General features: G+C 33.6%; 17 protein-coding genes. 12 read left to right on the top strand and 5 right to left on the bottom strand.

The genetic code is table 11. The annotated features are described in order from the left end of the window. Window positions 1–77: 77 nt before the first annotated feature. Window positions 78–686: a response regulator transcription factor gene (locus IEW45_RS06125; protein ID WP_188620356.1), complete on the bottom strand. Its 609-nt coding sequence runs from the start codon at window positions 684–686 to the stop codon at window positions 78–80. Between the two features lie 176 nt (window positions 687–862). Then, window positions 863–1051 (bottom strand): hypothetical protein, encoded by a 189-nt coding sequence (locus tag IEW45_RS06120; RefSeq protein ID WP_188620355.1) that lies wholly within the window; start codon window positions 1049–1051, stop codon window positions 863–865. Between the two features lie 77 nt (window positions 1052–1128). Here IEW45_RS06120 and IEW45_RS06115 point away from each other — a divergent pair, with 77 nt between their 5' ends. Continuing rightward, window positions 1129–1512: a pyrophosphohydrolase domain-containing protein gene (locus IEW45_RS06115; RefSeq protein WP_188620354.1), complete on the top strand. Its 384-nt coding sequence runs from the start codon at window positions 1129–1131 to the stop codon at window positions 1510–1512. A gap of 85 nt (window positions 1513–1597) precedes the next feature. Here IEW45_RS06115 and IEW45_RS06110 read toward each other — a convergent pair whose 3' ends face one another. Beyond that, on the bottom strand, window positions 1598–2665 hold the full coding sequence (locus tag IEW45_RS06110) for a branched-chain amino acid aminotransferase (RefSeq protein ID WP_188620353.1): 1068 nt from the start codon (window positions 2663–2665) through the stop codon (window positions 1598–1600). Window positions 2666–2864: 199 nt separating this feature from the next. On the opposite strand from IEW45_RS06110, the gene IEW45_RS06105 reads away from it, so the two are divergent. The 4 genes from IEW45_RS06105 (at window position 2865) to IEW45_RS06090 (ending at window position 4882) form a co-directional block, all read left to right on the top strand. After that, window positions 2865–3392 (top strand): DUF4920 domain-containing protein, encoded by a 528-nt coding sequence (locus IEW45_RS06105; RefSeq protein WP_188620352.1) that lies wholly within the window; start codon window positions 2865–2867, stop codon window positions 3390–3392. Beyond that, window positions 3392–3880 (top strand): hypothetical protein, encoded by a 489-nt coding sequence (locus IEW45_RS06100; RefSeq protein ID WP_188620351.1) that lies wholly within the window; start codon window positions 3392–3394, stop codon window positions 3878–3880. Before IEW45_RS06105 ends, IEW45_RS06100 begins: the two co-directional genes overlap by 1 nt. A 64-nt stretch (window positions 3881–3944) precedes the next feature. Continuing rightward, on the top strand, window positions 3945–4550 hold the full coding sequence (mnmC2, locus tag IEW45_RS06095; RefSeq protein WP_188620759.1) for a tRNA (5-methylaminomethyl-2-thiouridine)(34)-methyltransferase MnmC2: 606 nt from the start codon (window positions 3945–3947) through the stop codon (window positions 4548–4550). 137 nt (window positions 4551–4687) lie between these two features. Next, on the top strand, window positions 4688–4882 hold the full coding sequence (locus IEW45_RS06090) for a hypothetical protein (protein ID WP_188620350.1): 195 nt from the start codon (window positions 4688–4690) through the stop codon (window positions 4880–4882). 60 nt (window positions 4883–4942) lie between these two features. Here IEW45_RS06090 and IEW45_RS06085 read toward each other — a convergent pair whose 3' ends face one another. Continuing rightward, on the bottom strand, window positions 4943–5890 hold the full coding sequence (locus IEW45_RS06085) for a LysR substrate-binding domain-containing protein (protein WP_188620349.1): 948 nt from the start codon (window positions 5888–5890) through the stop codon (window positions 4943–4945). A gap of 118 nt (window positions 5891–6008) precedes the next feature. On the opposite strand from IEW45_RS06085, the gene IEW45_RS06080 reads away from it, so the two are divergent. The 4 genes from IEW45_RS06080 (at window position 6009) to can (ending at window position 9244) form a co-directional block, all read left to right on the top strand. Next, on the top strand, window positions 6009–6509 hold the full coding sequence (locus tag IEW45_RS06080) for a Dps family protein (RefSeq protein WP_188620348.1): 501 nt from the start codon (window positions 6009–6011) through the stop codon (window positions 6507–6509). A 67-nt stretch (window positions 6510–6576) separates the two neighbouring features. Continuing rightward, complete coding sequence (locus tag IEW45_RS06075) at window positions 6577–6867, top strand: hypothetical protein (protein ID WP_188620347.1); 291 nt, start codon at window positions 6577–6579, stop codon at window positions 6865–6867. 80 nt (window positions 6868–6947) lie between these two features. Next, a complete protein-coding gene (locus tag IEW45_RS06070) occupies window positions 6948–8582 on the top strand; it encodes a SulP family inorganic anion transporter (RefSeq protein WP_188620346.1) in 1635 nt (544 codons plus the stop codon). Window positions 8583–8605: 23 nt separating this feature from the next. Beyond that, on the top strand, window positions 8606–9244 hold the full coding sequence (gene can, locus IEW45_RS06065) for a carbonate dehydratase (protein WP_188620345.1): 639 nt from the start codon (window positions 8606–8608) through the stop codon (window positions 9242–9244). A 52-nt stretch (window positions 9245–9296) separates the two neighbouring features. Here the strand turns inward: can and IEW45_RS06060 are convergent, their stop codons facing one another. Then, window positions 9297–10496 carry an LETM1-related biofilm-associated protein gene (locus IEW45_RS06060; RefSeq protein ID WP_188620344.1) on the bottom strand — a complete coding sequence of 400 codons (1200 nt, stop codon included), beginning with the start codon at window positions 10494–10496 and terminating at the stop codon, window positions 9297–9299. A gap of 145 nt (window positions 10497–10641) precedes the next feature. On the opposite strand from IEW45_RS06060, the gene IEW45_RS06055 reads away from it, so the two are divergent. The 3 genes from IEW45_RS06055 (at window position 10642) to IEW45_RS06045 (ending at window position 12736) form a co-directional block, all read left to right on the top strand. Next, complete coding sequence (locus tag IEW45_RS06055; protein WP_188620343.1) at window positions 10642–11844, top strand: NAD(P)/FAD-dependent oxidoreductase; 1203 nt, start codon at window positions 10642–10644, stop codon at window positions 11842–11844. A 121-nt stretch (window positions 11845–11965) separates the two neighbouring features. Continuing rightward, window positions 11966–12553 (top strand): DUF4142 domain-containing protein, encoded by a 588-nt coding sequence (locus tag IEW45_RS06050; RefSeq protein WP_188620342.1) that lies wholly within the window; start codon window positions 11966–11968, stop codon window positions 12551–12553. 27 nt (window positions 12554–12580) lie between these two features. Continuing rightward, window positions 12581–12736 (top strand): lmo0937 family membrane protein, encoded by a 156-nt coding sequence (locus IEW45_RS06045; RefSeq protein WP_188620341.1) that lies wholly within the window; start codon window positions 12581–12583, stop codon window positions 12734–12736. Window positions 12737–12792 lie beyond the last annotated feature (56 nt).

The following is a 12792-nucleotide window of genomic DNA, read 5'->3' as shown; positions in this document are numbered from 1 at the left end:
GGCAAAGATTGGGTAAATAAGGACTAAAAAAAATACCCATTAGTGGGTATTTTGGTAGGTATTGATAGATATTTATGTTAAAAATCGTATTTACGTTCCATTGAAAAACGCAGAAGTTCACTTTTTCCCTGTAGATTTAATTTCTTCAGGATATTTTTGCGGTGGGTGTCAACAGTGCTTTTTTCAATAAAAAGTAATTCAGCTATTTCCTGAGATGTTTTACCTTCCCCAACCAGTTTTACAATCTCCATTTCCCTTTTACTTAACGGAATGCTTTTGTTTTCTGCTTTTTGAGGCTGTATAGGGGTATCAAAAACTTTTTCCCCACTTACAACTCTTCGCACTACAGAAAGGACTGTTTTTAAAGGAGAGTTCTTCATTATATAACCCGAAGCTCCTGCTTCCTGCATTTGGGTAATGGCTTCATCCTGGTCGTACATTGTAAAAGCTATTACATGGCAGTCAGGTAACTCTTTCTTTATAAGTTTTGTAGCTGTAATACCATCCATTTTAGGCATGCGGATGTCTGTTATTACAACATCGGGCTTTTTCTTAATAACAATATCAAGTAATTTTTTACCATCATTAGCTTCGCCTACTACAGTAATGTCTTCTTCATATTCCAAGAAAACTTTTATACCGTCTATTAACGATTGATGGTCTTCGGCAATTACAATACTTATCATTGTTATTAATTTGTATAGATTTCCCCTCTTTGGTTTAGGTGTATATTATTTATTATAAGCAAAATACTACTTAGTAATAAAAAAATTACCTAAAAGTAAATGTAGTAATTTTCGTTGAATTTACGTTAACTAAAAGTTATAACGTTTAGTTATGCACTGTAGTATTGTTACTATAATTATTCTTTCAGGTATATTTTAATAATAACTAAAAGTGCTATAAAAGCTAAAAAGCCTAAAAGTATTTTATAACTGCCTTTGTAATGCATTTTGTGTAAGCCAAGGTCTTTACGGTATACATATACCATAGCAATTATAAAAACTACTACAAAAAAGCCTGCAAATATCAGTTGCCCTGTTGTAAACATGTTGAAATCTTTTTTGCAAAAATACAATATACACTTCTCATTTACGGTATTTTTAAGCTTTAAATAAACTTACAATAATGAAGAAACAACTGGATGCCGTAAAGAAATTTCATGATGCCTTTGGTTTAGGAATCAGTGAAACGCCAAGAGCCGATTTGGGCGAAAGTGTTAATATGTTGCGTTATAACCTGATGAAGGAAGAAAATGAAGAATATTTAGAAGCTGTAAGCGATAATGACTTAACAGAAATAGCCGATGCTTTGGGCGATATGCTGTACATTTTATGCGGAACTATAATAGAACATGGGTTACAGCACAAAATAGAAGAAGTATTTGACGAAATACAGCGTAGTAATATGAGTAAACTGGGAGAGGACGGAAAACCTATTTACAGAGAAGACGGTAAGGTTATGAAGGGACCTAATTATTTTAAGCCTAACTTCACTGAAATATTAAAGTAGCAAAATAATTACTTCATAGTTTGATTGAATAAAAAATGCTCGATTTTACAATCGAGCATTTTTTATAATAACATATATTGTTAACCTATATTTTTACAGTCCAGCCAAAAGTATCTTTGGCAACTTTATGTTGTATAGCGGTTAATTTTTTCTTTAGGTCTAAAGCTATAGGGTTATCCAGTTTAGGTAACTCATAGTATTTTTCTTTATAGCTAAAGCCTACAATAGGGTTTACTACGGCAGCAGTACCTGCACCAAATACTTCTTGCAGTGTACCGTTTTCAGCAGCAGCTATAACTTCTTCTACCAAAACAGGGCGAACTTCTACATTTATATTTTCACGTTTCGCAAGGTCTATAAGGCTCTTTCTGGTTACACCATCCAGTATTCTTTCGCTTGTAGGTGCAGTGTATAAAGTATCGTTTATTCTAAAAAATACATTCATAGTACCCGCTTCTTCCAGCTTACTATGGGTAGCGTCATCAGTCCATATAATTTGCTGAAAGCCCATTTCGTTAGCCAGTTTAGTAGGGTAAAATTGTGCCGAGTAATTACCCGCAGCCTTTGCAGCTCCTATACCACCATTAGCAGCTCTACTAAAATGTTCTGCTATAATAACCTTTACTTCTCCTGAATAATATGCTTTTGCAGGCGAAAGAATTATCATAAACCTGTAAAATTTTGCAGGAGCAGCTATAACACCGGGACCTGTAGCAATCATAAACGGGCGAATGTATAGTGAATTTCCTATCCCTTTTTTAACCCACTCCTTTTCTATTTCCAAAAGTTTTTTCATGCCATCCATAAATACACTTTCAGGTACTTCCGGCATAGCAAGCCTTTTAGCTGATTTATTAAATCGGTTGTAGTTTTCTTCCGGTCTAAAAAGCCACACATCTTCATTATCATCTTTATAGGCTTTCATACCTTCAAAAATTGCCTGGCCGTAGTGAAACACTTTTGCTGACGGGTCTATAAGGAAAGGTGCGTATGGTTGTATAATTGGTTTTTCCCACACACCTTGCTTGTAGTCACATATCAGCATATGGTCAGTAAAAATTTCTCCGAAAACTAGGTTGTCAAAATTAACAGCGTCGATTTTTGTAGATTCCGCTCTGTTAATAACAATATCTTCTGTAGCGTTGTTGCTCATTAAGTTAGGTTTGTTAAGAATATAAGTGTGTTATGCGCAAATTTAGTAAAAAATATGTGTTTTTTCTCATGCCAAGTGCTATTTAAGGATATAGGAACACTTACTTTTTTTAAATTATTTGTAACAGTTATAGAGCTAAAAGGGCTGTATTTGTATAAATTATATAAATTTGCTGTATAAAATTAAAATTCTGTTAAACATGAAAAAATCATTAGTTTTAGTAGCATCATTATTAGTTTTAGCTGCTTGTAAAAACAATAAAGAGGCTGAGAATGAAGTTGAAACTCCACAAGTTGAAGAAACTGTAAATGAAGAAACTGCAGCAAATTACGAAACTTTCGGTGAAAAAATAGTTGCGGATAATGCACTTAATGAAGAGCAAATGCTGGAGGCTTATAAAAACCTTAAAGCAGGAGATACTATTGAAGTTAAATTTAAATCAACAATAAAAGATGTTTGCCAAAAGAAAGGGTGCTGGATGTCTATGGAGTTACCGGGAGAGGAAGATTCTTTTGTGCGATTTAAAGATTATGGTTTTTTCGTACCACTTAATGCAGGTGAGCAGGAAGCTGTAGTAGAAGGTAAGGCTTTTGTAAGTGAAACACCGGTAGCAGAGTTAAAGCACTATGCTAAAGATGAAGGAAAATCACAAGAAGAAATAGATAAAATTACAGAGCCTGAAATTACTTATGGTTTTATGGCTAATGGTGTATTGATAGCTCAATAATGAAATACTTTTCAATAGTTATAGTAGGGGTCTTACTAACAACTTTTGCAACCAGCTGTAAAGAAGAAGTCTCTGAAAATGTAAATGAAGAAAAAGAAGCCGCTGCTATAAGTGCAGATAGTACAACGTCTAATAATTCTGATAAAAAGGAATTTAAAATGTACGAGATGTCAGAAATGGCAGCACTTATGGAACAGATGTATGCAGAAAACCAATTATTAAAGCAGCGTATAGTAAGCGGTGATACATTGGGTAAATTTCCTAAATACTTTTTAGATATTCATTCGTCTGTAATGACAGATGAGAGTGAGAATGATGCCTTTTTTAAAGAGCAGGCTGCGAAGTTTTTAAAAGCACAGGAACTTATATATAACGATGCTGAAAATGCAAAAGAGCATTTTAATGATGCTGTTTCAGCCTGTGTAAAGTGCCACGAGCAAAAATGTGGAGGACCAATACCAAGAATTAAAAAATTATACATTAAATAGGGTGAAGGAAGAAAGAGAAATTATAACTACTTCTGATGGTTCTGTAACCATATACCTGCCTGAAATGAAAGAAACCTATCATTCCAGGTTTGGTGCTATACAGGAAGCCTATCATGTATTCATAAAAAACGGGCTGGCTTTAACCGAAGGTCAGCCTGTTTCTATTTTAGAAATAGGCTTCGGTACAGGTTTAAATGCATTTATAACCTATTTAGAGTCGCTAAAAACAAAACAGCAAATTAACTATACAGGAGTAGAGGCATACCCTGTAGCACCTGAAGAAGCCCTTAAGCTGAATTATGTACAACAATTAAATGCAGATAATCAGCAAGAAGTTTTTAATTTAATGCACTCTTCAGGCTGGGAAAAGCCGGTTTTAGTCAATGATATGTTTACCTTACTAAAACGTAAACAGCATTTTGAAGAGATTGCATATGAGAATTTGTATGATATAATATACTTTGATGCCTTCGGATATCATGCGCAACCTGAACTTTGGAGTGCAGCGATATTTGCTAAAATGTATAAAGCTTTAAAAGCTAATGGTATACTTGTAACATATGCCTGCCGAACGGTAATAAAAAAGGCTATGCAGGAGGTAGGTTTTGAAACTGAAAAACTACCGGGACCTCCCGGAAAAAGAGAGATGCTACGTGCATTTAAACGTTGATTTTTTGTTAATAAAATGTTTAAATAAAAATTTAACAGCTTTATTTTATCAAATTGTTAACCATAGTGTCCATTTTTTTAGTATATTTACACTACGTTCTTATTTCAGTTAACCAATTAATAATTTGTAAAAGAATTATGCCCAGATCAATGTTTGCCTACACAAAGCAAGTACTAACAAACGTGAGTTTTGACCCTGTACTCTTTTGTAAAGAAGTAGAAAAAGCAGTTAAAAGTCTGTTACCGTATGAAGTTGACCAATTAGTAGACTGGCTACGAACTTTTACTACCGAAAAGCCGGAACTACAAGCGTGTTTAACTTATTTGGAATAAAATAGAAAAGGAGCTTTATAGCTCCTTTTTGTATTTAATAAATAAAAATATTACAAGTTGTTATTTAGCTTGTAAGGGGCTGGTAATTTCTACATCCTGAAAAGTAATAGCCCCTTTTACTACGCCTGCTATAGTATTTCTCAGTGCTTCTATAATATGTAGTTTAAGCTCTTTTTTAGAGTATATTAAACTAACCTCACGTGATGGTCTTGGCGATTTAAAGTGACGTAGTTTAGCCATAGCCTTTTCATTCATATCAAGTGTGTGCAGGTAAGGCAGCAACGTCATACCAAGCCCTTCATCAGCCAGTTTTACCAAAGTTTCAAAGCTTCCGCTTTCTATCTGGAAGTGACTGTCAACATCTAAACTTTTTGCTTTACATAAGTTTAAAATATTATTACGGAAACAATGCCCGTCCTGTAACAATAACAAGTGGTTAAGATTAGAACTTAAATCATTAACATCAAGTTCCTTTTTATCAAAAGGTGGCATACTTTCAGGAACATACGCTACAAAAGGTTCATAGTATAAAACTACTTCCTTAATAGTCTCTTCATCAAGCGGCGTTGCTGCAATAGCGGCGTCAAGCTGCCCGTTTTTAATCATTTTAATAATTTCCTCGGTAGTGCGCTCTTCTATAATTAAATTAACCTTAGGGTACTTCTTTATAAAATTATGCATAAACATAGGCAGTAGGGTAGGCATAATAGTAGGTATAATGCCTACTTTAAAATCTCCGCCTATATAACCTTTTTGTTGGTCTACAATATCTTTTATTCTTCCTGATTCACTTACTATATTTTTTGCCTGATTTACTATTTGTTCTCCAACATCAGTAAGCTGTATAGGTTTCTTACTTCTGTCAAAAATTTGTACATCCAGTTCTTCTTCAAGTTTTTGAATCTGCATACTAAGTGTAGGTTGTGTTACAAAACATTTTTCAGCAGCAAGAGTAAAGTTTTTGTGTTCGGCAACAGCCAGCACATATTGCAGTTGGGTTATTGTCATTATTATAAATTTTTATGATAAAATTATAAAATCTATCGATAACGGCTATAGTTTTTCTGACTAAATTTGTTTAAATTTATTACGTAAAAAACTTACAATTAATAATAAAATTTCATTTATGGACACAAAAGAAAAAACTGAAGCAACCAATGCTTTAGGGTTACCAGTAAAAGAAACAGGTGTAATTGCAGCCGAATTAAATATCCTTTTATCTAACTTTCAAGTATATTATCAAAACCTGCGTGGTATTCACTGGAATATTAAAGGTAAAAGGTTTTTTGACCTTCACCCAAAGTTTGAAGAACTTTATAACGACGCACAAGTTAAAATTGACGAGATAGCGGAGAGAGTACTAACGCTTGGAGGTACACCATTACATACTTTTGAAGATTATTTATCTAACAACAGACTTGAAATTGGTAAAGATGTTTCTAAAGATGAGGATGCTGTACAGCTTATAATATCTTCACTTACAGACTTATTAAAGATAGAGCGTGTTATTCTTGAAGAGACAGATAAAATTGAAGACGAAGGAACAAACTCTATGATGAGTGATTTTATTACAGAGCAAGAGAAAACCATGTGGATGATGAAGGCATGGTGTGATGAAGAGATTTAACAGATAATCTCTTATTTTACGGCTTTTTCTTAAAACTATCTTCAAGAAAATAATTACCTTAGCCGTAATGAAATTACTAGTAAATATACTACTGTTAATCTTTTTGTCATTTTTGGCAACGCCAACTATTGTTAGTTTGGTGCAGGATGATGCAGATGTATCTGTTGCTTATAATTTAAATGAAGAAGAAGTACACAAGGAGTTGCAGGAAATTAAAGCAGGTCTTAATGAGTTTACTTTTTCCTTCATGATAGAAAAATCAGAAAAAAAATCACAAATAAATACAGAATATCTCCTTAGACATAAACTTGTCTTTGGAGATATTTTTTTACCGCCTCCTGAGCAAAATATAATATAACCATTCACCTTTTACAAGTAAAAGCATAGGGGCGTAGTACAACTACAGCACCCTGCATACTAACTATATTATATTTTATCATGTCTAAAAAAGTAAATCTTTTTGCTAACCTTAAAGCCGATTTTCCATCAGGCTTAGTTGTTTTTTTAGTTGCATTACCATTGTGTTTAGGTATTGCATTAGCCTCAGGAGCACCACCATTATCAGGAATACTATCAGGGATAATTGGGGGTATAATTATCGGCTCATTAAGTAACTCACATATTAGTGTATCCGGTCCTGCTGCGGGGCTTATAGCTATTGTATTAACAGCCATAGCTACTCTTGGCTCATTCGAAGCCTTTTTGGTAGCAGTTTTCTTTTCAGGAGTGTTTCAATTAATATTAGGCTTTATAAGGGCAGGTAGTATATCTAATTATTTCCCTTCTAATGTAATTGAAGGTATGCTTGCCGGTATCGGGGTTATAATAATTATTAACCAAATGGAGCATGCTGTAGGGTATGATGCAGGAGGATTTGAAGGAACAGAATCGCTTTTCAGGTTAGACGGAGGTAACCCTTTTTCAGACATTCCCCAAATTATAAGCCGTTTTGAGATGGGAGCGGTAATAATTTCGGTTATATCTATAATAATACTTGTATTATGGGAAAATGTAGCAGCATTAAAAAAGCTCAAGCTATTACCAGGGGCACTTGTTGCGGTAATATCAGGAATTGTTTTAAATGAAATATTTATGAGTATGGGGAGTGACTGGGCTTTAGGAAGATCGCATTTAGTTACCCTGCCTGTACCAGAGTCTTTTGAAGATATTAAAAATATTATTGCTACTCCTGATTTTTCTATAATTACTAATTATGAAGTATGGCTTACAGCAGCCACTATTACTGTAGTTGCTTCTATAGAAACACTTTTATGTATTGAGGCTTCAGATAGAATGGATCCGCATAAGCGATATACAGATACTAACAGAGAGCTTAAAGCACAAGGGGTTGGTAATATGATTAGCGGACTTATAGGAGGATTACCTATCACATCCGTAGTGGTACGTTCAACAGCTAACGCCAGTAGTGGTGCTAAAACAAAAATGTCTGCTGTAATACACGGTATATTATTATTAATATGTGTGTTGGCAATACCTACTTTACTTAATAAAATACCATTTGCTACACTGGCAGCAGTACTGCTGGTTATAGGTTATAAACTGGCAAAACCGGCTAAACTTAAACACTTTTGGAGTAAAGGTATATACCAGTTTGTTCCATTTATAGCAACGCTTTTAGCGGTAGTACTTACTGATTTATTAAGAGGGGTTGCATTGGGTATGATAATTAGTATATTATTTATTCTTAGGGGGAATTTAAAACGTGCATATAACTTTAGAAAAGAAGAATATATGGAAGGCGATGAAATACACATAGACCTGGCGCAGGAGGTTTCTTTTCTTAATAAAGCAGCAATTAAAACTACGCTAAAAGACATTCCGGGGAACTCTAAAGTAATTATTGATGCTTCTGAAACGGTATATATAGCTTATGATGTACTCGACCTTATAGAAGAGTTTGCCAGAGTAAAAGCTAAAGAAGAAAATATAGATGTAAAGCTGATTGGTTTTAAAACCGAGTATGAATTACAAAATTCAGATAACAATAATGTTTTTGTTACTCATAATGATGATAAAGAGAATAACAGAAAAGAGAAACAAGACGTTTATTAATACAACTTAAACAGAGAAAAAAAATGGGCTCAGAATTTTATAAAAAAATATTAGAAAATAACAAAGCGTGGTCTGAAACAAAACTTGCGAAAGACCCTGAATTTTTCAATAAACTGGCACAAGGGCAGTCGCCACCACTTTTATGGATTGGTTGTTCGGATAGTCGTGTTCCTGCAAATGAAATTATAGGAGCACAACCGGGAGAAGTATTTGTACACAGAAATATTGCCAATATGGTAGTACATTCTGATATGAATATGCTTAGTGTATTGGATTATGCTGTTAATGCGCTAAAAGTAAAGCACGTTATAGTATGCGGACATTACGGTTGTGGTGGTGTTAATGCTGCCATGGGCAATCAGTCTATCGGGGTAATCGATAACTGGATTAGACATATTAAAGATGTGTACAGGCATCACAGAGCGTATTTAGACTCTATAATTGACGAAAAGAAACGTTTTGATGCTTTTGTGGAAATAAATGTAAAAGAACAGGTTTGCGATTTAGCTAAAACCTCTATAGTACAGTCTGCATGGAAAAACGGGCAGGAACTTTGTCTTCACGGTTGGGTTTACGGTCTTGATACCGGTATTGTAAAAGACCTTGAAGTAAACTTTTGTGACAATAATGATTTAGATAAAGTAGATCGCCTTGTTTTTTAATTAGTCATTTTAACCTATAAAAAAATCCCTAAGCAATGCTTAGGGATTTTTTTTATTCTTCATTATCAAGATTTTCATTAAAAACCGTAGGTAACAATTTCGGTATAAATTTAATTAGCAAGGGTAGTAATAAACTACCGCCCGGTAATAAAAATATAGTTAACGACGGTACTGTTTTACATATTTCCAGTAGTTGTTTTTTTACTTTTTTCTTCTCTGCTGGTTGTAAACTACGGTGAGTAGAGTGGGTAAGGAGTACCACAAGCTCCCCGTTATTAGAAAGTTCTTTAATTAACCTGTTTTTATTACGGTTTATAAGTAATGTTACATTTTGAGATGCATGGTTGTAAAAATGTTTTACAGGATTAGAGTACTTAAAGTAATGAATATTTTCACGATTGGTTTTTACAAAAACATCAAAATCAGCAATACTTTCTGTAATTACACTGTCATCAAGCTGTAGTTTATTGCCCAAGTTATATAAAAATTCCAATTCTTCCGCTTCTACTTTTTTATCACTCCATATTGCCATGCTGGAGGTATCTACAAAATATAAATGTTCCAGTTCATCAGTAAAATAGTCTAAACTAAGTTCTTCTATATTATTTATATTAATCCTGCCGGTTTTAATATACCTTACAGATGATTCCAGTAGCTTTATTAATAAATCGTCGTAAGTAGTTTTATTTAATTTAGTTTTTAAAGCTAATGATGCCAAACTCACTGTTGTTTCTTCGAGCTTCTTTAAATAGCCATCATTAATTTTCCCTTCAGTCAGGTAGTGCTTAAATGCTAAAACATCAATAAAAAGCAAAGCATTAGTAAGCACATGAGAAAAGTTACGGCTTATAATATTGTCATTGGTTTTTACCCTTTGGTCTAAAATGCCTTCCAGTTCTCTGCTACCCGGCGATGTGGGTAATACTTTTTTTAAAAAACTATATCCTTCAGGAGTCATATGTTTATAAAAAAGAATGGCATGTTTTATAAAGGCATTAGTATCATCATTTTTAGCAACAAGCCTGTAAAGTTCGTAAAGGGTATATAGTAATGTAACTTTTGTTATTTCCTCATCAGTACACCCTTTAGTTTCTTTTTCGTCCAGTTGTTTACATGTCGGTATGTAGCCATATATAAAACCGGTATCTCTTATGGCTCTGTAAAAATCGTGGGTAGGAGTGTTTTCAGGCAGTTTAGTTTTCAGCCTAACAAAAAACTTATCTATCCATCCGTTTGCAGAAGGGTTAATCATGGTTGTATTTGTAATACTGCAAAACTATTACTTTTTTGCTTATGTAATACATATTTCAACAATAGTTAAATATATTATATAATTATGTATGGCAGGGTTAACAATTGGTTTAAATAGGTAATTTTATAGTAAAACAAGCTACTCTATGAACTTAAAATCAGGCTATCCTTTCTCTATAGTTAAAAACGGTATACCTAATGATTATTTAAAACTTGAAAACGATATAACTACTGATGTCGTTATACTGGGGGCAGGTATAACAGGAGCGTTAGTACGGTATCATTTAGCGAAAGAAGGTATAAAATGTGTAACTATAGACGCCCGCACTATAGGTTTTGGCAGTACAAGTGCCAGTACATCCTTATTGCAGTATGAAATAGACGTTCCGCTTTATAAATTATCAGAAATGATTGGGAAAGAAAAAGCCGAAAGGGCTTACCAGCTTTGTGATAAAGCTATAAATGATCTTGAGGATATTGCTAAGGAATTAAATGTAGAAGAATTTGAGTCGAAAAAAAGCCTGTATTACGCAAAGTATAAAAAGGATGCTGATTGGTTAAAGCAAGAATATGAAGCAAGAAAAGAAGCCGGTTTTAAAGTAGACTATCTTACCCCGAAAGAAGTACAAGACCAGTATGGAATTAAATCTTATGGAGCTATACTATCACACCATGGAGCGCAAACCAATGCGTATGTAATGGCACATGAATTATTACGATATAAATCAGATAAAAAAGAGTTTCCTGTATATGACAGAAGCCCCATTAAAGATATTACACATAAAAAAGACGGAGTTGTATTAAAAACAGATAATGGTTATACTATAAAAGCCAAAAAACTCGTATATGCCACAGGGTATGAGGTGGTAGAGTTTATTGATAAGCCAATTGTAGATTTACTGTCTACTTATGCCGTAGTTAGTGAACAGTATAATGAGAGGAATTTCTGGAAGGATGAGGTTTTAATTTGGAATACAGCAGATCCTTATCTGTATATAAGAACGACTATAGATAACAGAGTATTAATAGGAGGAAGAGATGAGGAGTTTAGTAATCCTAGAAAACGAGATGAATTGCTTAAACGAAAAACAAAACAGCTTACTGATGATGCAAATGGACTTTTCCCCAAGTTGAATTTTATTCCTGAGTTTAGCTGGGCGGGAACTTTTGGCTCCACTAAAGACGGTTTACCGTATATAGGTCCTTATAAGAAAAAAACTAATAGTTATTTTGCTTTGGGTTTTGGTGGGAACGGAATTACATTTAGTGTTATCGCAGCACAAATAATACGTGACCTTATACAAGGAAAAGAAAATAAAGATGCTGAGCTTTTTTCATTTACCAGATAAACAATTCAATTAGATGTTTTAATATTTCAATAACAATAATTGTGATATTACTAACAGCAAATACCTGCCGGATGTAGTAATTTAGCTAATATAAAATTCAACCAAATAAAATAACCATATTATGAAAAAGAGACCATTTTTAGGGAAAATGCTTCTTGGAGCAGCGGTACTAACAATGTCGTTAGGAACTGTTTCGTGTAAAGAAGATAAAAACGATCCTGCTGAAGTAGCAGAAGAGCAAAACGAAGAGAAGTTTGATGAAAATGAAGCTAAAGAAGATGACTCAGAGTTTCTTGTTGAGGCTGCTGCAATAAACATGAAAGAGATTGAACTTGGTAAACTGGTTGAAAACAGATCAGAAAATCAGGCGCTTAAATCATATGCAGAAATGCTTGTAGAAGAGCATACCAAAGCAAATGAAGAACTTAAAGCCATTGCAAAAGAGATGAATGTATCACTGCCAATGGATTTAACAGAGGATGGGAAAAAGGCTTATGAAAATTTGAAAGAAGAATCAGGAGAGGATTTTGCTAATGATTATGTTGACATGATGATTAAAGATCATGAAGAAGCTATTGATGAGGTAGAAGAAGGTATTGAAGAAGCCAATAATGAAAAAGTAAGAGCTTGGGCTGCTGATATTCTTCCTAAACTAAGAGAACATTTAGCTAAAGCGAAAGACTTAAAAGAAAAAATGGAAAGTATGTAATTAGACATACTATAAATAAAAAATGCTATGAAAAATTTATTATACGTAATTGCTTTATTATTAATTATAGCTTGGGCTTTAGGTAGCTTTGTTATGGCTGTAGGAGGAGCTTTAATTCACTTATTATTGCTTATAGCTGTAGCAATGATTTTACTTAACTTTTTTAGAGGCAAAAGGTTATAGTTGATATTATAGAGTAATTACTGGTAACCGCTATTGCTGTATTTACAGTGGTAGCG

Origin of the sequence: Flavobacterium suaedae (genome assembly GCF_014642915.1) — a bacterium.
Classification (GTDB): domain Bacteria; phylum Bacteroidota; class Bacteroidia; order Flavobacteriales; family Flavobacteriaceae; genus Flavobacterium; species Flavobacterium suaedae.
This window is presented reverse-complemented; position numbering and strand designations above follow the sequence as displayed.